Consider the following 21380-nt stretch of genomic DNA (forward strand, 5'->3'; position numbering starts at 1 on the left):
GTGCGGTCGGCGGGCGCGCCGGTTGACGGGCCGTGGCCGCGCGCCGCCGAGGCGGCCTGGCGGTTGGCGACGCCACTGGCCGCGCAGGCGGGCGGCTGGCTGGGGCTTCGGCTGGCCTCGCGGCTGCTGCCGGGCGCGGCGATGCTCACCGCCGCGGCCGGCGACTCGGCGGCCGCCGAGCGGTTGGCTGCCCGGGCCACCGCCTTCTACCGGCCGGCCCGCGCCCGCTGACCGGGGCGGGCCGGGCCGCGGCACGGGGGCCGGCCGCTGATCCACTCGGGCTGGCGCATCTCGGGCCTTCTGGCGGGCGGAACGCCGCGACATGCCGTATCTCGCGGCGCCCCGACCGGACCGCCGGCGCGACGCGCGGGGGTCAGAGCCAGCTGAACCAGGACTTGGGCAGCAGCGCGTAGCCGACGAAGGCGACCACGTCGAGCAGGGTGTGCGCGACGATCAGCGGGGCCACCCGCCGGGTACGCAGGTAGAAGAGGCTGAAGATCACGCCCATAACGGCGTTGCCGAGGAACGCGCCGAAGCCCTGGTAGAGGTGGTAGGAGCCGCGCAGCACGCCGCTGGTCCCGAGCACCGCGCCGAGCCGCCAGTTGAGCTGCCGCAGCCGGGTGACCAGGTAGCCGACCACGATCACCTCCTCCAGCACGGCGTTCTGCACGGCGGCGAGGATCAGCACCGGCACCGCCCACCAGAGGTGTGGCAGGGCGGCCGGGACCAGGGTGGCGTTGATGCCGAGCTGCGCCGCCGCCCAGAACAGGGCCAGCCCGGGCAGGCCGATGAGCGCGGCCAGGCCGGCACCCCGGGCCAGGTCCGATCCGGGCCGGGTCAGGTCCACCCCGAGCGCCCGCGCCGGGTCGCCGGGGTCCCGCGCCAGCAGGTGTACGGCGAGCAGCACCGGCAGCAGCGCGAAGCAGATCCCGAGGAGTTGGTACGTCAGGTCGAGGTACGGCCGGGCCGACACCGAGGTGTTCAGCGAGGCGGTCTGCTTCGACAGGCCACCGGTGGCGGTCAGCTTGGCGACCAGGGAGACCAGCGCGTACACGGCCGACTGGCCGAGGGAGAGGCCGAGCACCAGGAGCGTCTCGGTGCCCAGGGTCCGGCGGGACACCGGGCGGGTGAGCTCGTCAACCGTCACCGGACCACTGTGCCGCACGGCGACGCGCGTCGGCACTCAGATGAGCCGGTCGCACATTCTGTGCGACCGATGGGCACGCTCCGTGGACATTCTGTGAGGGCCGATCCGCCCGTCAGGAGAAGGAGCGTGCCCCGGTGGAGAACTTTGCCCGGCTGTTGAAGGAGAGCTGGACCCTGGTCGAGGAGGAGCGCGAGCGGCTGAGCGGCCACTTCTACGCCCGGCTGTTCCTCCTCGACCCCGAGCTGCGCAAACTCTTCCCGGTGCAGATGAACGGGCAGGGCGACCGGATCCTGGAGGCGATCGTCACCGCCACCCAGACGGTGGACGACCCGGAGAGCTTCGACGAGTACCTGCGGGCGCTGGGCCGGGACCACCGCAAGTACCACGTCGAGGCCGGCCACTACGAGACCATGGGCGTCGCCCTGCTGGACGCGCTGCGCAGCACCGCCGGGGACGGCTGGAACCTGGAGTACGACCAGGCGTGGCGGGAGGCGTACGCGAGCATCTGCGAGCGGATGCTCGCCGGCGCGGCGGCGGACGAGAACCCGCCGTTCTGGCATGCCGAAGTGCTCACCCACGAACGGTACGGCCCGGACACCGCCGTGCTGACCGTCCGCGCCCTGCAGCACCCGCTGACCTGGCAGGCCGGCCAGTACGTCAGCGTCGAGGCGCCCCGCTACCACCCGCGGGTGTGGCGGACGTACTCGGTGGCGAACGCCCCGAACGAGGACAACGTGCTGGAGTTCCACGTGCGTACGCCGGCCGAAACGGCAGGCTGGGTGTCCGGGGCGCTGGTCCGCCGGACGAAGCCGGGCGACCTGCTGCGGGTGGCCGCGCCGATGGGCTCGATGACGTTGGACCGGACGTCCACCCGGGACGTCCTCTGCGTGGCCGGCGGGGTCGGGCTGGCCCCGATCAAGGCGTTGGTGGAGGAGCTGACCCGGGTCAACCGGACCCGGTGGGTGCACGTCTTCTACGGCGCCCGCCGCCCGGAGGAGCTGTACGGCCTGCCGGGCCTGGAGGAGTTGGTGGCCGCGCACCCGTGGCTGTCGGTGACCCCGGCCTGCAGCGCGGACCCGGACTTCGACGGCGAGCAGGGGGACATCTCCGACGTGGTCACCCGGTACGGCCCGTGGACAACGCACGACTGCTACGTCTCCGGCTCGGCTCCGATGGTCCGGGCCGCCCTGCGCGCGCTCGCTGCCGACGACGTCCCGCCGGACAACATCCGGTACGACACCTTCGGCAGCCGCTAAGCCCTTTCTCCCCCCGAGTCGGGCCGCGTGCTCCTGCCCCCAGGGGCACGCGGCCCGGCCCCCGATCGCCGGTACGCGGGCCGGGCCGGCAACCGGCCCGCGTACCGGAATCACCGTTCAGTAGCGCCAGGGGTGGCCGGTGTCGCGGTACTCCTCGACCGGGACCAGCGGCACGCCGGGGGACATCCGGTCGACGTAGAGGTGCCCGTCCAGGTGGTCGATCTCGTGGGCCACCAGCCGGGCCATCGCGTACTCGAAGGACGTGATGACGCGGCTGCCGTCCCACAGGGCGTGCTCCACGTCGATCCGGAGCGGCCGGGGCACCAGGCCACGCTGGTCGAAGAACGAGAGGCAGCCCTCGTACTGCTCGTCGGTCTCGGCGGCGGCGTCGACCACCCGGGGGTTGAGCAGGACGACCGGCTCGGCGGCCCGGTCGGCGGGGCGGACCACGGCGGCGGCCCAGCCGAGCCCGAGTTGCGGTGCGGCGATGCCGACGCCCTTGCTGAACGGGTGCAGCTCGTCGAGGCGGACCAGGGTGGCGGAGAGCCGGTCGACGACCTCCCGGGCAAGGTGTTCCTCGCGGGGCAGGTCGAGCTGGCGGGCGGGCCGGCGGAGCAGGTCGTCGCCGCGCTGCACGATGCCGATGCCGCGCATCCGGTCGCTCGCCTGCACCCGCACGCCCGGCCCGGGACCGTCCGGCTCGGTGTCCGGCGGCAGGCCGCGGAACCGCCACTGCAGCCGGTAGCGAGCGTTCAGCGGTGGGTCGTCGGTGGCCCAGTCGAAGATCGCCCGGTCGCCCTGGTCACGCCGCTGGATCGGGGTACGCAGCGGCCCCTCCTCCGAGGAGAGGGACGTCTCGGCCCCCCATACCTTCGGGTCGAGGTCGGTGGGGAGGTCGAGCCGGACGGCGAGCTGCCGGGTGGGCAGGCGTACGGCGCGCTGGAACCACGGGCCCCACTTGTCCCGGCCGACCCGGTACGCGTACTCGATGGTGGCCCGGTCGCCGGGATAGAGCGGGAAGCGGCCCTCGGCGTTCTCGAAGAGCAGCCAGATCTCCTTGAACGCGTCCCGGTCGTGCTTGGCCCGCCAGTGCATCAACTCGCGCGTGCCCCCGTCGTCCCGGTACGCCGCCAGTTGCAGCTCGGCGAAGGTGAGCGGGTGCTCCCGGTGGTGCCGGTTGGAGCGGCCCGGGTCGTTGGGATAGCGGTCCACGGCGACCCGGACCAGGTAGCGGGTGACCGGGTCGGTGCCGGCGTTGTACAGCTCGCGCCGGATGACGCAGTGGTAGGCCTCGTCGGCGTAGGTGAGGGTGGCGGACTCCCGCTCGACCACCAGGCCGGTGCCGGGCGGCAACCACTGGCCGGGCACGGGCGGCTCCCGGTGGTTGCCGCCGGAGCGGCCGTGCCGGAGTTCGTCGTACTCGCGGAAGCGCTGCCAGATCGCCCCGCTGGCCTCCAGGACCGCCTCGGCCCGGCGGGCGAAGTCCTCGGTGGGCCGGTGCCGGCGCCCCTCCACGTGGCTGACGTACGACGGGTCGAAACCCATCAGGATCGCCAACTGCTTCTTGGTCAGCCCTCGGTCGGTGCGGTGCCGGGCGAGTTCGGCCGCGAACGAGTCGGCGGCACGCTCGATGGGTGAAGTCGACATCGGCTTCCTCGTACGCGGGAGCACCATTTTCACGTTCCGTGGCCGAGCGTGTACGGAAACTGCCTCGTATTCGACACTCACCTTGACAATTCAGCGGTAAGCATCGATGCTTGCGCCGCTCGCCGACCCACTCGGCGGCGTTTCCCGCCCACCCGGCCGGGTAGTACGCGGCACGCGGCAACGGGCCGCCGGAGTGACCGGGACCTCACCCCACCATCCCCCGCACGACTTCCCCCGACCAGACAGCTGTGGTTAGGCTAGCCTTAGTTCGGGCCGACGGCAGGCGCCGACCGGTGGGGACCATCAGACAGGGGACGGGACAAGGTGACTGCGGTGATGCCGAGGCGCGACGTCGTCGCCGCGCCGCTCGCCCCGGTGACCGCCACCCTGCGCGCCATGTTCGGCACCGACGACGTGCCGGGGCTCGCCCCCGGCCTGCTGGTCACCACCGACGAGGCCCACTGGTCCCCGGCGGCCCGGCTGATCGACGGCACCCTGCTGCCCGAGTTCCTCCGCGCGGCGACCCGGCGCTTCGGCGGCACGCCGCATGCCTGCGCCGCACTGGCCTGGAAGTCGTACAGCTACTGGACCGCGCTGCCGGTGGTGCTCGGCTGGGCCTCGGCCCGGCGGGTGCCGCTGCTCGACCCGGCCGACGTCCTGGTCCACTTCGAGGACCACCACCAGCTGCTCACCCTGGGCCTGCGCAGCTCGACCACGGTCGCCGTGCTGCCCGGCGACCCGCTGGCGCTCGCCGGCCACCCGGACGTCCGGGTGGTCGCCGACGAGGCGGCGCTGCTCGGCGCGCTGCGCGCCACGCTGCTCGACGCCCACTTCGCGCCGCTGATCGCGGCCATCCAGACCGAGGTCCGGCTCGGCACGCGTACGCTGCTCGGCTCGGTCGCCTCGGGAATCTCGCACGGCATCCTGCGCGCCTCGGACGCCCTGCCCGGCTCTGCCGCCGAGACGATCGGGACGTTGCTCGACACGCTTGAGCTCGGCGATCTGGTGGAGCTGGTGCCCGGCCCGGCCGGGGAGCCGACCGTGCAGCGGCGGACCTGCTGCCTGGCCTTCACCCTGCCGCGACCGAAGATCTGCCAGGGCTGCTGCCTCCGCCCGTCCTGAGCGTCCCGCCCCTCAACCCCCCGGTCACCCCACCAGCGGGCGCACGTCCCAGAGCCACACGTCGCCCGTGAACGTCGGTTCGATGCCGGTCAGCGCGGTCATCCCCCGGCCCAGCGCATCGGCCTGTCGCAGCCGGGGGTCGAGGATCACCGCGCCGGCCCGCCAGTAACGCAGGTCGTCGACCGCGTCCACCCGGTCCTGCGGGGTGATCGGCGGCACCCCACCGGTGGTCCGAATCTTGGTGAAGAAATCGCTGGTGGGTCGGGGTGGGGCGGTGAAGAGCGCCACCCGCCCCTTTCCGGGCCGGGTGTCCGGATAGAGGAAGTAGCCCCGGGCCAGCGGCAGGTCCAGTCGGGTCTGCGCGGACCAGCGCAGCGGATCGGGGTACGTGGTGTCGGGCAGCGGCAGGGTGACGATGCTGTGCCCGCCGGCCACGTACGGCCGGTAGGCCCCGGAGGTGACGAAGGCCGGGATCGGGTCGAGGCGCACCGCGGGCAGCGGGGTGGGCAGGATCGGCAGCAGCGCCATGGTCAGCACGGTGCCGGTGGCGAACCAGAGCTGCGAGCGGGCCGCCGGATGCCGCCGGACCAGTCCCCGGACGTGCTCCGCGCCGAGCGCGAGCAGGATCCCGATGATCGGGGTGAGCGCCAGTGACCAGCGGGTGGGCACCACCGAGTGCAGGACCGGCAGGCCCTCCAGCACGGCCCACGGTGCGGGGATGCCGGTGTCCTGCCCGTCGAAACGGATCTCCCGGCCGAGCGAGAAGACGGCGAAGATCAGCCCGACCCCGGCCAGGGCGAGCACCACCACGTTCCGCCGCAGCCACCAGACCAGCGCCACCACCAGGACGGCGAGCGGCCAGCCGAAGAAGGCGTTCTCCTCGGTGGCGTTCTTGGCCAGCCATCTGCTGCCCCGGGCGTCCCCGGCGAGCGACTCCCGGGACCAGGCGACGAACGAGGCGAGGTCGGTGCGGTAGCCCCGGATCAGCCGGGACAGCCCCTGGTACGCGCCTGGTCCGAAGAGTTGCACGTACAGCGGGTAGGCCAGCACCACCCCGGAGAGGACGGCGGCCACCGCGAGCCCGGCGCAGAAGGGCCGGGCCACCCGGCGCAGCGCGGGCCGGGCGACGGCGAGCACGACCACCACCACGCCCAGCCCGATCGCCGTCATCAGCAGGATCTCCAGATTGAGGAAGGCCTGCCAGACGATCATCAGGCCGAGCAGTACGCCGTTGCGCAGCCAACGGCCCGGCTCGGCCAGGCGCAGGGTCCGCCAGACGATCAACGGCACCACGAACTGGCTGACGATGTTGGGGTGGGCGTTGGCGTGCGAGACCATCGCCGGCGCGAAAGCGCAGAAGCCGGCGCCGAGCCAGGCCGGTGCCCGAGCGCCGATCAGCACTCGGGAAAGGACGAAGTACCAGGCGATGCCGGTGGCGGCCATGCCGAGGGTGAGAAAGACCAGAAATGCCCACCGCGGCCCGAACAATACGGTGATCGGCGTCATTGGTAGCGAAATGGATAATACGGACGTATTCGCCATCAGGTTCACACCGTCCGGCACATTCATCCGGTCCGTGGTGAACGGATAGGCGAATTGCGTAACTACTCGCGCACCGTGCGCCATCATCCACTCGAACTGCGCCTGGTCGGAGCGGTTGTCCCGCACCCCGGCCGCGGGGCTCGCCCAGAAGCGCGCGGTGACCAAGAATGCGAGCAGCACGAAGCTGAGCACGGCAGCGAGGTCGATCCACCGCCCACGCGCCGGCCGCTCGCCCTCGTCGGGCGCACTCTCGGCGGCACCACCGTCGGCGGCGTCCGATTGAGGAGTAGTCATGACAATTCAGAGCGTAGTCAGGGTATGGCAGGGCCGTGACATGTTTCTGGGTACTGGCGTACTATGTGCCGGGTTCGCCAACCGCCGATCACGTGCCCTCTCCCGACCGCAATTCGGCCACCCCCGGTGCCCCGATTTTCCCCTCAGCCATCCAGATGGTTGACTCTGTCGGTCCAGGCGCGGGTCAGTCATATCGTGAGGAATCGACGCATGGCAGAAATCACTGGGGATCAGCGCGTCCAGTCGGAGGTGCTCGAAGGGCTGGCGACGGCGGTCAACCACCGCAGGTGGTTCGTCGAGCTGGCCGTGCCCTACCTCGGTGACAATCCCATCGAGATCGGCAGCGGCCTCGGGGACTACGCCCTGGAGTGGTCCGAGCACCTGCCCCGGATCACTGCGACCGAGGCCGACCCCGACCGGCTGGTCCGGCTCAAGGAGCGGCTGGCCGACCGCCCCACCATCGAGGTCCGGCAGATGCTGCTCCCGCACTCCGAGCGCGGCGACTACAGCGCGGCCGTGTCGTACAACGTGCTGGAGCACATCGAGGACCACGTGGGCGCGCTGCGCAGCATGCGCGAGCTGGTCCGGCCCGGCGGCGCCGTGATCATCATCGTGCCGGCGTTCCAGTTCGCGATGAGCCCGGCCGACATCGCCACCGGCCACGTCCGGCGCTACACGAAGAAGACGCTGGCCGCGGCGATGACCGAGGCCGGGCTCACCGTTGAGAAGATCCACTACGCGAACGCGCTGGGCCTGATCGGCTACTTCATGGCCACCAAGGTCTTCCGGCTGATGCCGAAGGAGGGCCCGATGGTGAAGATCTACGACACCCTGGTCCTGCCCGCCACCAAGGCGGCCGAGCAGGCCGTACGCCCGCCGTTCGGCCAGTCCGTCTTCGCGGTCGCCCGCGTCCCGGCCTGAGGTGTAAGGAGGGGCCCCTTGTTAACAGACGTCTGTTAACAAGGGGCCCCTCCTTACCTCCGGTCAGTCCTTGATCTGGTACGTCGGGCGGATCACCGCCCGGGCCAGGGTGTGGAACGCCAGGTTGAAGCCGACGAAGGCGGGGCTCGCCTCCTTGCCGACGTCGAGGCGGTCCACGTCGACCGCGTGCACCGCGAAGACGTACCGGTGCGGGCGGTCGCCGGGCGGCGGGGCGGCACCGCCATAGCCGGTGTCGCCGTAGTCGTTGCGGATGCTGAACGCACCGCCCAGGTCGCTCTCCTTCACCCCGGTCGGCAGCTCGGTCACCGAGGCGGGCACGTTCACCAGCACCCAGTGCCAGAAGCCGCTGCCGGTCGGGGCGTCCGGGTCGAAGCAGGTGACCACGAAGCTCTTGGTCTCCTCCGGGAAGCCCGACCAGGACAGCTGCGGGGAGACGTTCTCGCCGCCGGTGCTGCCGTGCGCGTACCGTGCGTCCATCGGCTCGCCGTTGTGCACGTCATCACTGGTCAGCGTGAACGACGCCACCGTCGGCAGCAGCTCGTACGGGTCCGGGGCGATCGGTCGTTCCAGGGTCATCGAAACGGTCCTTCCGGGTGCGCGCGAATTCCTGCGCACCTTCATACCCCTTCCACGCCCCGGAACGAACCGAAAGCGCGTCGTGTCCGAACGTGACGACCCGTGCGTGCACGTGAAAACGTGACCTACTCTCCAGGGCAGCGACGCCCGGCCCCGTGCGGCGTGGGGCTGGTGACGGCCAGGGAGGCGGCGACATGTCCAGCGCGCAGTTGTACGACACCATCGGAGCCACTTACACCGTGACGCGGCGCACCGAGCCGCGGATCGCCGCAAGGGTCTGGGCTGCGCTCGGCGATGCGCGGACGGTATTGAATGTCGGGGCTGGTACCGGCTCCTACGAGCCCGCCGACCGTGACGTCACCGCGGTGGAACCGTCGGCGCTCATGCGTGCGCAGCGCCCCGCAGGCACAGCACCGTGCGTGGCTGCCGCTGCGGAGAGCCTTCCGTTCGAGGACCAGTCCTTCGACGCAGCGATGGCTTTTGCCACCATCCATCACTGGCAGGACCCGATCGCCGGCCTGCGCGAGCTGCGGCGCGTTGCTCGCCGCGTGGTGGTGTTCACGCACGACACCAGTGACACCGGATGGCTTCGTCGATTCTGGCTCACTCGCGACTACCTTCCTGAAGTCGCGGACCTCCTTGTCGGCCGGCCTTCGCTGACCGAGCTGGCCGGCGCGATCGGAGCCCGCGTGGAGCCGGTGCTCATCCCGTGGGACTGCGTTGACGGCTTCTTCGAGGCCTACTGGCGCCGGCCCGAGGCATACCTGAACGAGAACGTCCGTCGCGGGGTATCGGTCTGGGCCAGAGTCGGGCCGGACGCCGAGCAGAGGGCCGTGCACAGCCTTCGTGCCGACCTCGCCTCAGGTCGGTGGGCAGAACGCAACCGTGACCTCGTCGATCTCGACGCGGCAGAGCTCGGCCTTCGCCTGCTTATCGCCTGAACCGGCGGTCCAGGCCCCACTGCGCTGGTCAGGGGGCGTTTTTGCTGATCAAGTGGCGGAGGGTGTGGGATTCGAACCCACGAGGACATCGCTGCCCTACCGGTTTTCAAGACCAGCGCCATCGGCCACTAGGCGAACCCTCCCGGACACGTCCCCGAGAGGTACGCGACCGTGCATAGTCTGCCACGGACCGCACACCGGCCAACCCGGCGTCCCACCCCCATTGACAGAATGGGCCGGTGTGGGAGACCCCGGGAGTGGTGCTGATCAGCGGAATCATGGCGGCGGGCAAGTCCACAGTGGCCCAGTCGCTGGCCAGCCGGCTGACCCGGTCGGTGCACCTGCGCGGTGACGTGTTCCGCCGGATGATCGTCGGTGGGCGGGCCGAGATGGGAGCACAGCTCTCCCCGGAGGCGTGGCGGCAACTCCGGCTCCGCTACGACCTGGCCGCCGCGGCGGCGGACCGTTACGCCGCCGAGGGCTTCACCGTCGTGCTCCAGGACGTGGTGCTCGGCGCCGCCCTGCCGGCCATGGTCGAGCGGATCCGGCACCGGCCGCTGGCGGTGGTGGTGCTCGCCCCGCGCGCGGAGGTGGTCGCCGCTCGCGAGCGCGGCCGGCTCAAGCAGGGGTACGGCGACTGGCCGGTCGCCGACCTGGACGCCGAGTTCCGGGCGGACACTCCCCGGATCGGGCTCTGGCTGGACACCTCGGCGCACACGCCGGACGAGACGGTGGACGAGATCCTGGCCCGGGCGTGGACGGAGGGCCGGATCGGGTAAGACTGGGCCATGCACGCGATGACGATTCCGAAACCCGGTGGACCCGAGGCCCTCGTCTGGTCACAGGTGCCCGACCCGGAGCCCGGCCCCGGCGAGGTGGTCGTCGAGGTGCAGGCCAGTGCGGTGAACCGGGCCGACCTGCTGCAACGGCAGGGACACTATCCGCCGCCGCCGGGCGCGCCCGCGTACCCGGGGCTGGAGTGCTCCGGGGTGATCGCCGCGCTCGGGCCGGACGTGGCCGGCTGGGCCGTCGGTGACGAGGTCTGCGCGCTGCTGGCCGGCGGCGGGTACGCCGAGCGGGTGGCCGTGCCGGCCGGGCAACTGCTGCCGGTGCCGGCGGGCGTCGACCTGGTGGACGCCGCGGCGCTGCCGGAGGTGGCCTGCACGGTCTGGTCGAACGTGGTCCAGCTCGCCCGGCTGGCGAAGGGCGAGACCCTGCTGGTGCACGGTGGCGGCAGCGGCATCGGCACGTTCGCCATCCAGCTCGGCGTGGCGCTCGGCGCGACCGTGGTGGTGACCGCGCGGGCGGCGAAGCACGCCCGGCTGCGCGAGCTGGGTGCCGCGCACACCATCGACTACCGGGAGCAGGACTTCGTCGAGGAGGTTCGCCGGTTCACCGACGGCCGGGGCGCGGAGGTGATCCTCGACATCATGGGCGCCGCGTACCTGCCCCGGAACGTGGCGGCGCTGGCCACCGGTGGCCGGCTGGTGGTGATCGGCATGCAGGGCGGCCGAAAGGGCGAGCTGGACCTGGGCGTGCTGCTGGCGAAGCGGGCCTCGGTCCACGCGACGGCGCTGCGCTCCCGCCCGCTGACCGAGAAGGCGGAGATCGTCCGGGGCGTACGCGAGCAGGTGTGGCCGCTGGTCGAGGCGGGGACAGTACGGCCGATCGTGCACGCGCGGGCCAAGATGGCCGACGCCGCCGACGCGCACCGCCTGGTGGAGACGAGCGACCACGTGGGCAAGGTGCTGCTGGTCCACTGACCGGTCAGGCCGCTTCGCCATCCGGCTCGACGGGGCCGGGCAGCACCAGCCGGGCACCCGGCCCCTCGGCGGCCAGCGAGTCGCCCGGGTTGTAGAGGGTGCAGCGCTGCAACGACAGGCAGCCGCAGCCGATGCAGCCGTCCAGGTCGTCGCGGAGCTTGCCGAGCAGCCGGATCTTCTCGTCCAGCCGGTCCCGCCAGGACCGGGACAGCGCGGCCCAGTCGTCCGGGGTGGGCGTACGCGAGGACGGCAGCGAGTCCAGCGCCTCCTTGATCTCCTCCAGCGAGACGCCGACCTGCTGGGAGATCCGGACGAACGCCACCCGGCGCAGCTCGGCGCGGGCGTACCGGCGCTGGTTGCCGCCGGTGCGCTCGGCCCGGATCAGCCCCAGCCGCTCGTAGTAGCGCAGCGCGGAGGGGGCCACGCCGCTGCGCGCGGAGAGCTGGCCGATGGTCAGGGTTGCTTCGTGCATCACAGGGCCTTGAGTTGAAGTGCACTTCAACTCCGAGGCTATCCGCATGACGACGACGACCGCCACCGACCCCGCCCTCCTGGCGGCACTGCTGGACCGGGTACGCGCCGACCGCGACTTCGGCCCGAACGTCTACTCGACCCTGGACGTGCTCCAGGTGCTCTACGACCGGGTGCTCCGGATCACCCCGGAGACCGTCGACGACCCGGACCGGGACCGGTTCCTGCTCTCCAAGGGGCACGCGGTCGCCGGCTACTACGCGTTGCTCGCCGCGAAGGGTTTCGTGCCGGTGGCGTGGCTGGACGACCAGGGCGGCCCGGACAGCCGCCTCGGCGACCATCCGGACCGGCTGCTGGTGCCGGGGGTGGAGATCGGATCCGGGTCGCTGGGACACGGCCTCGGGCTGGGCGTGGGCACGGCGCTCGGCCTACGCGCCCAGGGCCGGACGGACCCCCGGGTGTACGTGCTGCTCGGCGACGCCGAGCTGGACGAGGGTTCCAACCACGAGGCGATCGCGTACGCGGGGGCGACCGGGCTGGCCAACCTCACCGCGATCGTGCTGGACAACCACTCGGCGAGTCACGGCTGGCCGGGCGGCGCCGCCGGCCGGTTCACCGTCAACGGCTGGACCGCGGCCACCGTGGACGGCCGCGATCACGCCGCCCTGCACGCCGCCCTCACCGGGCACGACCACCACCGGCCGCACGTCGTCGTCGCGGTCGTCACCGACAACGGGGAGTGAGCATGCGCGACACCTTCGTGGCCACCGCCACCGAGTTCCTGGACGACCCGCGGACCGCCGTGGTGCTGGCCGACATCTCCGCCGCCGCGTTCGCCCCGGCCGCCGCGCGGCACCCCGACCGGGTGCTCAACGTCGGCATCCGGGAGCAGCTCATGGTGGGCGTGGCCGGCGGGCTGGCGCTGACCGGGCTGCGGCCCATCGTGCACAGCTACGCGCCCTTCCTGGTGGAGCGGGCCTACGAGCAGATCAAGCTGGATCTCGACCACCAGGGGGTCGGGGCGGTGCTGGTCAGCGTCGGCGCGTCGTACGACCGGGCGGCGGCGGGACGGACCCACCTCGGGCCGGCCGACGTGGCGCTGATCGACACGCTGCACGGCTGGACGGTGCACGTGCCGGGTCACCGGGACGAGGTGCCGGGGGTGCTGCGCGACGTGGTGTGCGGCCGACGGGACTCGGCGTACGTGCGGCTCTCCACCCAGAGCAACGGGACCGCGTACCCGGACGCGGGTGACCTGCGGGTGGTACGGGACGCCGGGCCGGGCGCGCCGCTGCTGGTGGCGGTCGGGCCGGTGCTGGACCGGGCGCTCGCCGCGGTCGGCGACCGGCCGGTCACCGTGGCGTACACCCATCGGCCACGGCCGTTCGACACCGCCGGGCTGCGGGCCCTCGCGGGCACCGAGGTGATCCTGGTCGAGCCGTACCTGGCGGGCACCTCGGCCCGGGTGGTCGGCGCGGCGCTGGCCGACCGGCCGCACCGGCTGCTCACCCTCGGCGTGGACCGTACGGAGCTGCGCCGCTACGGCTCGGCGGAGGACCACGACCGCTGGCACGGCCTGGACGCCGCCGGATTGCGCCGCTCGGTCGACGCGTTCCTGTCGCCGGCGGGCTGAGTCGGGAGGGGCGGCGTCAGCCGGTGACGGGCCGGCGCCGGGCGCGCTCGCGGGCCAGGATCCAGACCGCCTCGACGCCGTCCTTCCAGGTGATCTTCTTGCCCTCTTCGCGGTTCCGGGCGCGGTAGCTGATCGGGACCTCGTACGGGCGGATTCGCCGGCGCAGCAGCTTGCCGGTGACCTCGGCCTCCATGCCGAACCCGCGGGACCGGATGTCGAGCGAGCGGTACAGCTCCAGCGGCATCAGCTTGAAGCAGGTCTCCAGGTCGCCGATGTAGGAGTTGTAGAGGACGTTAGCCACGGTCGTGACGCCCTTGTTGCCCATCACGTACCAGAAGCTGTAGGCGCTGTGGCTGCCGAAGGTCCGATTGCCGTAGACCACTTTGGCCCGCCCGTCGAGCACGGGCTCCAGCAGCTTCGGGATGTCCTGCGGGTCGTACTCGAGGTCGGCGTCGAGGATGACCATGTACTCACCCTCGGCGTTGTCGACCGCGGTCTTGATGGCCGCGCCCTTGCCCGCGTTGCGCTGGTGGGTGACGACCCGCAGCCGCTGGTCGTCGACCCGGTCGAGCACCTCGGCGGTGCCGTCGCGGCTGCCGTCGTCGACCACGACGAGTTCGATCTCGCACGGGTAGTCCACCGCCAATGCCTGCTTCAAGGCATCCGCTATGCGTTCTTCCTCGTTGTAGACCGGCATGAGGATCGAGAGCTTCACGGGTTCTCCACGGTGGCGAAAGCAAGTCGGCCCTAGCGTAACCTGGCTGATCCCCGCCTCGGTGAGTGCAGCGCCCGGAGGTTTGTCAAGGTCCTGCGGAGAGCGGACTCGAACGGGGACGGCCGCCCTTCGGAGCGGCCGCCCCGCATCCGTTCACCGCTGCTTGAACGGGACCACGATCAGCCGGGCCACGCCGCCGTCGCCGTCTTTCGCACCGGCCACGCCGACCGTCGTACCGACCTTGATGTCGCTGGACCGCACGGTGTGCCGACGCTCGACCACCCGCAGCTTCTCGTCGAACGTCCAGGTCATGGTGAAGCCGTCGGAGCACTTGACGGTCATCGACCGGCCGTCGATGGCGGTCACCTGGCCGCGCTGCACGGCGATGGTCCTCGTGCCGCCGTCCTTGGCCTGCACCACGACCTCGCCGTGCAGGATGTTCTGCCGCAGCAGCACCCGGGCCCGGTGCCGCTTGCGCCACTCCTGCCCCTTCTCACCGCGCTTGTCCTGCGGTCCGGCCTGCTCACCGGCGGAGGCCGAGGGGGCCGGGGCGGCGACCGGATCCACGTCCAGGTCGGCGGCGTCGAAGCCCATCGCGGCGAGCGCCTGCCCGTCCGCGCCCATGGCCGCGGCCACCTCGACCGCGGTCTCCTTCGCCGTCTCCTGCGCGACCTGGGCGGGGCCGCAACCGGCGAGGCCGAGCGCGGCCGCCGCGAAGAGCGCGGTGACGCCGGTGACGATTCCCTGACGTGCCATCGGTTGTCCTCTCTCGTCCGTGGTGACCCCAGCGTGCACCACGCAGGCGGGGGAAGGGGTCAGGCCGATGTTCGGATCAGGTAAGGATCGGCGGGCAGCCGGACGGTGAAGGCCGCCCCGCCCTCCGTGGCGTGCCCGGCGGTGATCACGCCACCGAGCCGGCGGACCAGCCCGGCCGCCAACGCCAGGCCCAGCCCGCTGCCCACTTTGCGCACCCCGCGGTACCGCTGGTGCAGCGCGCCGCGCTCGAACACCACCGCCAGGTCGTCGTCGGTGAAGCCGGGTCCACCGTCGCGGACCTCCACCACGCCGCCGGCGGCCGGGTCCGCGCCGGCCGGCCGGACCGCGAGCACCACCGGCGCCCCCGGGGGTACGACCCGCAGCGCGTTCTCCAGCAGCCCGTCCACCACCTGCCGGATCCGCCCCGGATCGGTGTACGCGGGCACCGGCCCGCCCGGCGTCTCCACCCGGAACGGCACGCCGACCGCCGCGCACCGGTCGGACCAGGTCCGTTCCGCGTCGGCGGCGAGCCGGGTCAGGTCGACCGGTCCCGGCTCCAGCGGGAAGTCTGCTGCCTCCAGCCGGGCCAGCGCCAGCAGGTCGCTGACCAGCCGGTCCAGGTGCTCGGCCTCGGCCAGCATGGTCCGGCCGGTGTCCGGCACCCCGTCCGCGTCGATCACCCCGTCGGCCAGCGCCTCGGCGTAGCCGCGGATGGCGGTGAGCGGGGTGCGCAGCTCGTGCGACACGGAGAGCAGGAACTCCCGCTGCCGCCCCTCGCTGGTGGCCAGCGCGGCGGCCAGCCCGTTGAGCGCGTGCGCCAGGTCGGCCACCTCGTCGGGCGGCTCGACCGGCACCCGGACCGCCCGGTCCCCGGCGCGCAACCGGGCGGCGGCGGTGGCGGCGACCCGGATCGGCCGGGCCAGCCGGCGGGCCAGCAGCAGGCCGGCGCCCACCCCGGCGGCGAGCCCGGCGAGCAGCGGCACCCAGAGGCTGAGCAGCACCTGCCGCCAGGGGCCGCTGGTGGTGGTCCGGGTCAGCACCACGCCGTCGCCGCCGGCGAGCGCCCGCCCCTCGACCAGGGCCCGGTGCCCGTCGACCAGCCGGCGGCCGGAGACGTTCCCGCCGGCCGCGACCCGGCTCACCAGCTGGCGGGGCAGGCCCGGACGGTCCACCTGCCCGGCCCGGATCAGGTAGACGTCGATGTCCTGCTGGCGGAGCTGGCGGATCAGCCGCTCCCCGGCGCTGTCCCGCTGGCGTACCGCGCGGACGCGGAGCACGTCGGCGGCGAGGCGGGCCTGGGCGGCCAGCGCCGCCTGGTCCCGCCGCTCCGCGCCGCGTACCGCCAGGGGGACCGCGACCAGCGCGGTGACCAGCACCGACACCAGGGCGACCGCGCAGGTGACCAGCACCGCGCGGACGGTCAGGGTGTGCGCGAAGCGCCGGCGGGGCGGCGCCGGGGCGGGGCGCGGTCCGATCACCGGCAACGCGACGGTGGGCTGGTGGGCGGGCTCAGGCATCGGCTGCGTACCCGACGCCACGGTGGGTGCGGATCACGCTGGCCGGGCCGAGCTTGGCCCGGACCTGCGCGACGTGCACGTCCACGGTCCGGGTGCCGGCGTGTGCCGCGTACCCCCAGACGCCGGCGAGCAACTCCTCTCGGGTGAAGACCCGGCCGGGCCGGGCCATCAGGTGGGCGAGCAGGTCGAACTCGGTGGAGGTGAGCTGGACCGGGGTGCCGGCGGCGGTCACCGTCCGGCGGGCCGGGTCGAGGGTGACCGGGCCGACCACCCGAGGCTGCTCGGCGCCCGCCGGCGCGCCAGCGGTGCGGCGCAGCACCGCCCGGACCCGGGCGACGAGTTCGCGCGGGCTGAACGGCTTGGTCACGTAGTCGTCGGCGCCCAGTTCCAGGCCGACGATCCGGTCGACCTCGTCGTCCCGGGCGGTGAGGAAGATGACCGGGGTCCAGTCGCCGGCCTCGCGCAGCTTGCGGCAGATCTCGGTGCCGGCCAGGCCGGGCAGTGCGATGTCGAGCACGCAGGCCACCGGGCGCAGCCGCCGCGCGGCGGCCAGGCCGGCCGTCCCGTCCCATTCCACGTGTACGCCGAAGCCGTCCCGGGTCAGGTAGAGCCGGACCAGGTCGGCGATGGCCGGCTCGTCCTCCACCACGAGGACGAGCCCGCGCTGCGCGGCGTCGGCGGTCACCGGCCCATGATGACCGACCGGCGGCCGCCGGGGACGTCAGGGGAATGTTCGGATTCGGTAAGAGCGGGCTCTGAGCGCGGTCAGCGCACCGGGGCGGGGCGGAACACGGCCGGCCGGGCGAACGCCGGCGGCTCGCCGATGGTGGCGACCAGCCGCTCTGCGGGTGTGCGGAGCCGGGTGCGGAAGGCGTGGTTCAGCAGTGCGTCGAGCTGCCACACCTGCTTCGGGTGGTGGGTACGGATGAGGAACCGCTCGCGGACGCCGTCGATCGCGGTGGCCGCCAACTCGACGCACTGCGAGCGCGCGTCGGGGCTCCAGGTGACGTTGCTCAGCTCGCGCAGTTCGGTGTTGAGGTGCAGCCGCAGCCGGTGCAGCACCCGGGTCTGCCGGGTCACCACGAGGCGGCGGTGGGTGAGGAGCATCAGGTACTCGCCGCCGATCGGGTGGTCCGGGCGGCTGCACCGGGTGACCAGGATGGTGGCGTCGCCGGAGCCGACGCACCGGCGGAAGACCGGCATGTGCCGATTGGCAGTCTGGGTCGCCAGGCCGGTCTCGGCGGCGGCCGGAAGGAACGTTCGCGAGAACACGTCCATGCAAGATGCAACGAGCATGTGAGCAGGAGTGATATGGCTCACTCCTGAATTGCGGAACTTCCACCCGTGCAAATCGCACCCGCGGTGCGACGCCGCGGATGGGGGTCGCCCGGCCGGACCCCGCTGCGGGTACGGCGACGTCCGGCCGGTGACCGCGTCAGAGCAGCGGCGTCATGTTGCCCCAGCCGGTGCCGATCCGGACGGCCGACGCCCAACCCGCGCCCTGCCACGGGTAGCGGAGCAGATAGCCGGTCGACGTCTGCACCGCGACCAGGTCCGGCTGCCCGTCGCGGTCGAAGTCGCCGACCTGGACCATGTCCCGCACCGCGTTCCAGCCGCTGCCTACCTTCGTCCGGGTGCCGAGCCGGCCCGCCGCCCTCCCGGGGTAGAGCCACAGGTCGCCGGTGCTCTTCTCCCGGGCCAGCAGGTCCGGGTAGCCGTCCCCGTTGAAGTCGCCGCCACCGTTCAACTCGTCGAGGGTCTGCCAACCGCGCCATGCGAGCAGGACCCGGGGGCCGAACCCGGTGCCCTTACCCGGATAGAGGTAGAGCGCGCCGGTGGAGGTGTGCACGGCAAGCAGATCCTGATAACCGTCCCGGTTGAGGTCACCGATCGGGGTGAGCTCCCGCATCCGGTTCCAGCCCGTACCCACCAGCACCCGGGTGCCGAACCCGGACCCGGTCCCCGGGTAGAGCCACAGGTAGCCGGTCGACTTCTCCCGGGCCAGGATGTCCTCGCCACCGGACCGGTCGAAGTTCCCCACCCGCAGCAGGGCGTCCATGCTGTTCCAGCCGGTGCCGAGGCTCAGCCGACCACTCAACGAGGTGCCGTTGCCGCCGTAGAGGTAGAGCTGGCCGGTGGACGGCTCCCGGTAGCCCACGTCCGACCAACCGTTACGGGTGAAATCACCGAACGGCGTGGCGGGCAGCGGGGCGACGTCGAGGTAGTCGCCGTCGATGTTGATGGTGACCCCGCCGTAGGTCTCGTTGTGCGGGCCGACGTGCTGCTTCATCCGCCGCTTCGGCGACCAGTAGCCGGCCGGAATCGTCGGGTCGTCGGCCGTCGCCACCTTGTCCCAACGGGCGAAATGCACGTAGTCGGGGCGGACGTAGCCCGCCGTGTTGTAGGCGGCGACCTGGTCGGCCACACCCCGGGCCACGCTGCTGTAGAAGCCGGAGAGGTAACCCTGATCGTGCAGGCGCGCGGTCCAGGCGCTCATGAACGTGGTGACCGCCGTGGTGCAGGCGGCGTCCCCACCGGAGTAGTCCTCCATGTCGTAGACCAGCACGCTGTCCCTGGGCAGGCCCAGCTTCTGTGCCTGGAGGACGGCGTCGTCGGCCTGGGAGCGACCCTGGGCGGCGGCCTGCGTGGGGTCGATCCTGGCCTTGCTCGTCTCGAGGCAGGGCGCCTGGAGGCCGACGTACATCGGCACCAGGTGCCAGCCGGCCGCCACCTGCGTGGCGACCCAGTCGGCGGTGAGGTTGGGCTGGGTGCAGCCCCGGTCCACTCCACCGAAGTAGATGGTGACCGCCTGGTAGGGCGAGTTGGCCCGCCAGGCCGCCATGGCGGCGCTGCTCGGCGCGGTGCAGGCGTCGAAGCCGAGACCGGTGTAGGTGCCGGGTTGCGGGCCGACGGCCGCCAGGGCCGGGCTGCTGCTGACGGCGAGCCCGGCGCCGGCGCCGACGACGGCAGCGGCTGTGGCGGCCAGCGTCCGGCGGAAAACCTGGCGCAGCCCAGGCGGCGAGAAGGTGGGTGTCATGATTCCCCGAATCTGTCCCCGTGGTCAGAAGGCCGGCGGCGGACGCCTGGCGTCACTCGCTCCACACGGCCCCAAGATTCTTGCCAGGTCAACGGCCGCCTGTCGACCCCGAACCGAATCTCGTCCCTTTCGCGGCAGTTTGTTAGCCAGTGCAGGGACCGGCCGTCGGGTCCGGTCCAGGCGACCGGGAAACCGTCCAGGGCCAGCAGGAACCGGGCCGGATCGTCCGGAATGGACAGGCCCTCGGGGAACGGGTCGGCTCAGAGCAGCTCGACGATGGTGGCGTTGGCCATGCCGCCGCCCTCGCACATGGTCTGCAGGCCGTAGCGGATCCCGTTGTCCCGCATGTGCTGGAGCATGGTGGTCATGATCCGGGCGCCGGACGCGCCGAGCGGGTGGCCGAGGGCGATCGCCCCGCCGCGCGGGTTCAGCCGCTCCGGGTCCGCCTCGGTCTCGGCCAGCCAGGCCAGCGGCACCGGGGCGAACGCCTCGTTCACCTCGTACACCCCGATCTCCTCGATGCCCAGCCCCGCGCGGCGCAGCGCCTTCGCGGTGGCCGGGATGGGCGCGGTGAGCATGGTGACCGGGTCGTCGGCGGTGACCACGGCGGTGTGCACCCGGGCCAGCGGGCGCAGGCCGTGCCGGCTGGCCCACTCGCTGGTGGTGACCGCGAGCGCCGCGGCGCCGTCGGAGATCTGCGACGCGGAGCCGGCGGTGACCACACCGTCGGCCCGGAACGGGGTGGCCAGCTCGCCGAGCTTGGCCAGCGAGGTGTCCCGGCGGATCCCCTCGTCGGCGGCGAACTTGCCGCCGTCGGCCAGGGGCACCGGGGCCAGCTCCGGGTCGAACGCCCCGGCGTCCTGCGCGGCGGCAGCCTTCTCGTGGCTGGCCAGCGCGAACTCGTCGAGCTGGGTACGCGAGAACCGCCAGCGCCGAGCGATCAGCTCGGCGCCGACCCCCTGGTTGAACGGGAGCGGGTTGTCCTCGGCGACGCCCTCGACGCCCCGGTAGCGCTCCAGGATGGCCGGACTGAACGGCATGCCGCCAGCGACGCTGGAACCCATCGGCACCCGGGTCATCGACTCGACGCCGCCGGCGACCACCAGGTCGGCCTGGCCGGACGCGACGGTGGCGGCGGCGAAGTGCAGCGCCTGCTGGCTGGAGCCGCACTGCCGGTCGAGCGTGGTGCCGGGGACCGATTCCGGCCAGCCGGCAGCCAGCACGGCGTTGCGGGCGACGTTCCAGGACTGCTCGCCGACCTGCGACACGCAGCCCCAGACCACGTCGTCGACCTCAACCGGATCGATGCCGGTCCGCTCGGCGAGGGCACGCAGCACGTGCGCCGAGAGATCGACCGGGTGCACGCCGGCGAGGCTGCCCTTGCGCCGCCCGACCGGGGTCCGTACCGCACCGACGATGACCGCGTCACTCATGTCTACTCCCCGGTAACTTGGGCTGGCTCGATCCTACGTCCTGAGGCGGCCGGTCGTCCTCTCCCCGGTTGCCGGGCGTCGCCGGTTTCCGGCGGACATCGCGACCGGTGGGACGGCTGGCATGCTGGGGCGGTGATGCCACAGTCGCCCCCGGCCCGCCAGTGGCGGGTGCCGGCGGTCCTGCCGGTGGTCAAGCTGGCCGGCGTGCTGATCCTGGTCGCGCTGGGTCTGCTCTTCGCCGGCAGCGACCGGGTCCAGCTGGTGCTCGCCGGGCTGGCCGCCGCCGCGCTGGCCGGCTGGGCGGTACGGGATCTGGTCGCGCCGGTCCGGCTGGCCGTCGACGCACAGGGGATCACGGTGATCCGGGGCTTCGCCGGCCGGCGGTTGCTGCCCTGGCCGGCGGTGGAGGCGATCCGGGTGGAGCGGCGTACCCGGCGCGGGTTGACCGCCGAGACGCTGGAGGTCGACGCGGGCGAGTCGCTGCACCTGTTCGGCCGGTACGACCTGGACGCGCCGCCGCAGGAGGTCGCCGAGGCACTGCGCGCCGCCCGGGCCGCCGCCGGACGCTGAGCGCGCGCCCTGCTTACC

20 protein-coding genes, 1 tRNA gene and 2 pseudogenes are annotated in these 21380 nt (G+C 72.7%); 10 read left to right on the plus strand and 13 right to left on the minus strand.

The genetic code is table 11. The features are described from left to right. A pseudogene (locus ONA70_RS11755) lies at window positions 1-231 on the plus strand (hypothetical protein); the annotation flags it as partial. A gap of 142 nt (window positions 232-373) precedes the next feature. Here the strand turns inward: ONA70_RS11755 and ONA70_RS11760 are convergent. Next, window positions 374-1147, minus strand: a complete 774-nt coding sequence (locus tag ONA70_RS11760; RefSeq protein ID WP_265006420.1) for a CPBP family intramembrane glutamic endopeptidase — start codon at window positions 1145-1147, stop codon at window positions 374-376. A gap of 134 nt (window positions 1148-1281) precedes the next feature. Here ONA70_RS11760 and ONA70_RS11765 point away from each other — a divergent pair, with 134 nt between their 5' ends. Continuing rightward, a complete protein-coding gene (locus ONA70_RS11765; RefSeq protein ID WP_265006421.1) occupies window positions 1282-2403 on the plus strand; it encodes a globin domain-containing protein in 1122 nt (373 codons plus the stop codon). A 117-nt stretch (window positions 2404-2520) separates the two neighbouring features. Here ONA70_RS11765 and ONA70_RS11770 read toward each other — a convergent pair whose 3' ends face one another. After that, window positions 2521-4050, minus strand: a complete 1530-nt coding sequence (locus tag ONA70_RS11770; protein WP_265006422.1) for a peptide deformylase — start codon at window positions 4048-4050, stop codon at window positions 2521-2523. A 336-nt stretch (window positions 4051-4386) separates the two neighbouring features. On the opposite strand from ONA70_RS11770, the gene ONA70_RS11775 reads away from it, so the two are divergent. Next, a complete protein-coding gene (locus tag ONA70_RS11775) occupies window positions 4387-5172 on the plus strand; it encodes a hypothetical protein (protein WP_265006423.1) in 786 nt (261 codons plus the stop codon). Between the two features lie 24 nt (window positions 5173-5196). On the opposite strand, the gene ONA70_RS11780 is transcribed toward ONA70_RS11775, so the two are convergent. Further along, window positions 5197-7008: a DUF2079 domain-containing protein gene (locus ONA70_RS11780; protein ID WP_265006424.1), complete on the minus strand. Its 1812-nt coding sequence runs from the start codon at window positions 7006-7008 to the stop codon at window positions 5197-5199. Window positions 7009-7218: 210 nt separating this feature from the next. Here ONA70_RS11780 and ONA70_RS11785 point away from each other — a divergent pair, with 210 nt between their 5' ends. Next, window positions 7219-7929: a class I SAM-dependent methyltransferase gene (locus tag ONA70_RS11785; RefSeq protein ID WP_265006425.1), complete on the plus strand. Its 711-nt coding sequence runs from the start codon at window positions 7219-7221 to the stop codon at window positions 7927-7929. A 63-nt stretch (window positions 7930-7992) separates the two neighbouring features. Here the strand turns inward: ONA70_RS11785 and ONA70_RS11790 are convergent, their stop codons facing one another. Beyond that, a complete protein-coding gene (locus ONA70_RS11790) occupies window positions 7993-8526 on the minus strand; it encodes a YbhB/YbcL family Raf kinase inhibitor-like protein (protein ID WP_265006426.1) in 534 nt (177 codons plus the stop codon). 203 nt (window positions 8527-8729) lie between these two features. On the opposite strand from ONA70_RS11790, the pseudogene ONA70_RS11795 reads away from it, so the two are divergent. Beyond that, window positions 8730-9467: pseudogene (locus ONA70_RS11795) on the plus strand (class I SAM-dependent methyltransferase); the annotation flags it as partial. A gap of 53 nt (window positions 9468-9520) precedes the next feature. On the opposite strand, the gene ONA70_RS11800 reads toward ONA70_RS11795, so the two are convergent. After that, window positions 9521-9610 (minus strand) — tRNA-Ser (locus ONA70_RS11800). Window positions 9611-9706: 96 nt separating this feature from the next. Between ONA70_RS11800 and ONA70_RS11805 the strand changes: the two genes are divergently transcribed. Together ONA70_RS11805 and ONA70_RS11810 are read left to right on the plus strand one after the other, a co-directional pair. After that, window positions 9707-10246: an AAA family ATPase gene (locus ONA70_RS11805; RefSeq protein WP_265006427.1), complete on the plus strand. Its 540-nt coding sequence runs from the start codon at window positions 9707-9709 to the stop codon at window positions 10244-10246. Window positions 10247-10255: 9 nt separating this feature from the next. After that, entirely contained in the window at window positions 10256-11230 is a 975-nt protein-coding gene (locus ONA70_RS11810) for an NAD(P)H-quinone oxidoreductase (protein ID WP_265006428.1), read from the plus strand. Window positions 11231-11234: 4 nt separating this feature from the next. Here ONA70_RS11810 and soxR read toward each other — a convergent pair whose 3' ends face one another. After that, window positions 11235-11702, minus strand: coding sequence for a redox-sensitive transcriptional activator SoxR (gene soxR, locus ONA70_RS11815; RefSeq protein WP_265006429.1), 468 nt, complete (start codon window positions 11700-11702; stop codon window positions 11235-11237). 46 nt (window positions 11703-11748) lie between these two features. Here soxR and ONA70_RS11820 point away from each other — a divergent pair, with 46 nt between their 5' ends. Together ONA70_RS11820 and ONA70_RS11825 are read left to right on the plus strand one after the other, a co-directional pair. Then, window positions 11749-12444 carry a transketolase gene (locus ONA70_RS11820; RefSeq protein ID WP_265006430.1) on the plus strand — a complete coding sequence of 232 codons (696 nt, stop codon included), beginning with the start codon at window positions 11749-11751 and terminating at the stop codon, window positions 12442-12444. Between the two features lie 2 nt (window positions 12445-12446). Beyond that, a complete protein-coding gene (locus ONA70_RS11825; protein WP_265006431.1) occupies window positions 12447-13334 on the plus strand; it encodes a transketolase family protein in 888 nt (295 codons plus the stop codon). A 16-nt stretch (window positions 13335-13350) separates the two neighbouring features. Here ONA70_RS11825 and ONA70_RS11830 read toward each other — a convergent pair whose 3' ends face one another. The 7 genes from ONA70_RS11830 to ONA70_RS11860 all read right to left on the minus strand — a co-directional run bounded on the left by ONA70_RS11830 (window position 13351) and on the right by ONA70_RS11860 (window position 20792). Beyond that, window positions 13351-14049 carry a glycosyltransferase family 2 protein gene (locus ONA70_RS11830; RefSeq protein WP_265006432.1) on the minus strand — a complete coding sequence of 233 codons (699 nt, stop codon included), beginning with the start codon at window positions 14047-14049 and terminating at the stop codon, window positions 13351-13353. A gap of 153 nt (window positions 14050-14202) precedes the next feature. Continuing rightward, the gene (locus ONA70_RS11835) at window positions 14203-14805 is read right to left on the minus strand and encodes a hypothetical protein (protein WP_265006433.1); all 603 of its coding nucleotides are present in this window, start codon (window positions 14803-14805) and stop codon (window positions 14203-14205) included. 59 nt (window positions 14806-14864) lie between these two features. Next, window positions 14865-16322, minus strand: coding sequence for a sensor histidine kinase (locus ONA70_RS11840; protein ID WP_265006434.1), 1458 nt, complete (start codon window positions 16320-16322; stop codon window positions 14865-14867). Continuing rightward, on the minus strand, window positions 16315-17007 hold the full coding sequence (locus tag ONA70_RS11845) for a response regulator transcription factor (RefSeq protein ID WP_265006435.1): 693 nt from the start codon (window positions 17005-17007) through the stop codon (window positions 16315-16317). Before ONA70_RS11845 ends, ONA70_RS11840 begins: the two co-directional genes overlap by 8 nt. An 80-nt stretch (window positions 17008-17087) precedes the next feature. After that, window positions 17088-17600 (minus strand): hypothetical protein, encoded by a 513-nt coding sequence (locus tag ONA70_RS11850; RefSeq protein ID WP_265006436.1) that lies wholly within the window; start codon window positions 17598-17600, stop codon window positions 17088-17090. A 157-nt stretch (window positions 17601-17757) separates the two neighbouring features. Continuing rightward, window positions 17758-19359: a glycoside hydrolase domain-containing protein gene (locus tag ONA70_RS11855; RefSeq protein WP_265006437.1), complete on the minus strand. Its 1602-nt coding sequence runs from the start codon at window positions 19357-19359 to the stop codon at window positions 17758-17760. 260 nt (window positions 19360-19619) lie between these two features. Continuing rightward, window positions 19620-20792, minus strand: coding sequence for a thiolase family protein (locus tag ONA70_RS11860; RefSeq protein ID WP_265006438.1), 1173 nt, complete (start codon window positions 20790-20792; stop codon window positions 19620-19622). Between the two features lie 135 nt (window positions 20793-20927). On the opposite strand from ONA70_RS11860, the gene ONA70_RS11865 reads away from it, so the two are divergent. After that, complete coding sequence (locus ONA70_RS11865) at window positions 20928-21362, plus strand: PH domain-containing protein (RefSeq protein WP_265006439.1); 435 nt, start codon at window positions 20928-20930, stop codon at window positions 21360-21362. The last annotated feature ends 18 nt before the right edge of the window (window positions 21363-21380 follow it).

Origin of the sequence: Micromonospora yasonensis (assembly GCF_026013475.1) — a bacterium.
GTDB lineage: Bacteria > Actinomycetota > Actinomycetes > Mycobacteriales > Micromonosporaceae > Micromonospora > Micromonospora yasonensis.

Bases quoted from the DNA above. Each gene is read 5' to 3' on its own strand.
- ONA70_RS11770 (WP_265006422.1), bottom strand. From the start codon at position 4,050: ATGTCGACTTCACCCATCGAGCGTGCCGCCGACTCGTTCGCGGCCGAA.
- ONA70_RS11775 (WP_265006423.1), top strand. From the start codon at position 4,387: ATGCCGAGGCGCGACGTCGTCGCCGCGCCGCTCGCCCCGGTGACCGCC.
- ONA70_RS11780 (WP_265006424.1), bottom strand. From the start codon at position 7,008: ATGACTACTCCTCAATCGGACGCCGCCGACGGTGGTGCCGCCGAGAGT.
- ONA70_RS11785 (WP_265006425.1), top strand. From the start codon at position 7,219: ATGGCAGAAATCACTGGGGATCAGCGCGTCCAGTCGGAGGTGCTCGAA.
- ONA70_RS11790 (WP_265006426.1), bottom strand. From the start codon at position 8,526: ATGACCCTGGAACGACCGATCGCCCCGGACCCGTACGAGCTGCTGCCG.
- ONA70_RS11810 (WP_265006428.1), top strand. From the start codon at position 10,256: ATGCACGCGATGACGATTCCGAAACCCGGTGGACCCGAGGCCCTCGTC.
- soxR (WP_265006429.1), bottom strand. From the start codon at position 11,702: ATGCACGAAGCAACCCTGACCATCGGCCAGCTCTCCGCGCGCAGCGGC.
- ONA70_RS11820 (WP_265006430.1), top strand. From the start codon at position 11,749: ATGACGACGACGACCGCCACCGACCCCGCCCTCCTGGCGGCACTGCTG.
- ONA70_RS11825 (WP_265006431.1), top strand. From the start codon at position 12,447: ATGCGCGACACCTTCGTGGCCACCGCCACCGAGTTCCTGGACGACCCG.
- ONA70_RS11835 (WP_265006433.1), bottom strand. From the start codon at position 14,805: ATGGCACGTCAGGGAATCGTCACCGGCGTCACCGCGCTCTTCGCGGCG.
- ONA70_RS11840 (WP_265006434.1), bottom strand. From the start codon at position 16,322: ATGCCTGAGCCCGCCCACCAGCCCACCGTCGCGTTGCCGGTGATCGGA.
- ONA70_RS11850 (WP_265006436.1), bottom strand. From the start codon at position 17,600: ATGGACGTGTTCTCGCGAACGTTCCTTCCGGCCGCCGCCGAGACCGGC.
- ONA70_RS11855 (WP_265006437.1), bottom strand. From the start codon at position 19,359: ATGACACCCACCTTCTCGCCGCCTGGGCTGCGCCAGGTTTTCCGCCGG.
- ONA70_RS11860 (WP_265006438.1), bottom strand. From the start codon at position 20,792: ATGAGTGACGCGGTCATCGTCGGTGCGGTACGGACCCCGGTCGGGCGG.
- ONA70_RS11865 (WP_265006439.1), top strand. From the start codon at position 20,928: ATGCCACAGTCGCCCCCGGCCCGCCAGTGGCGGGTGCCGGCGGTCCTG.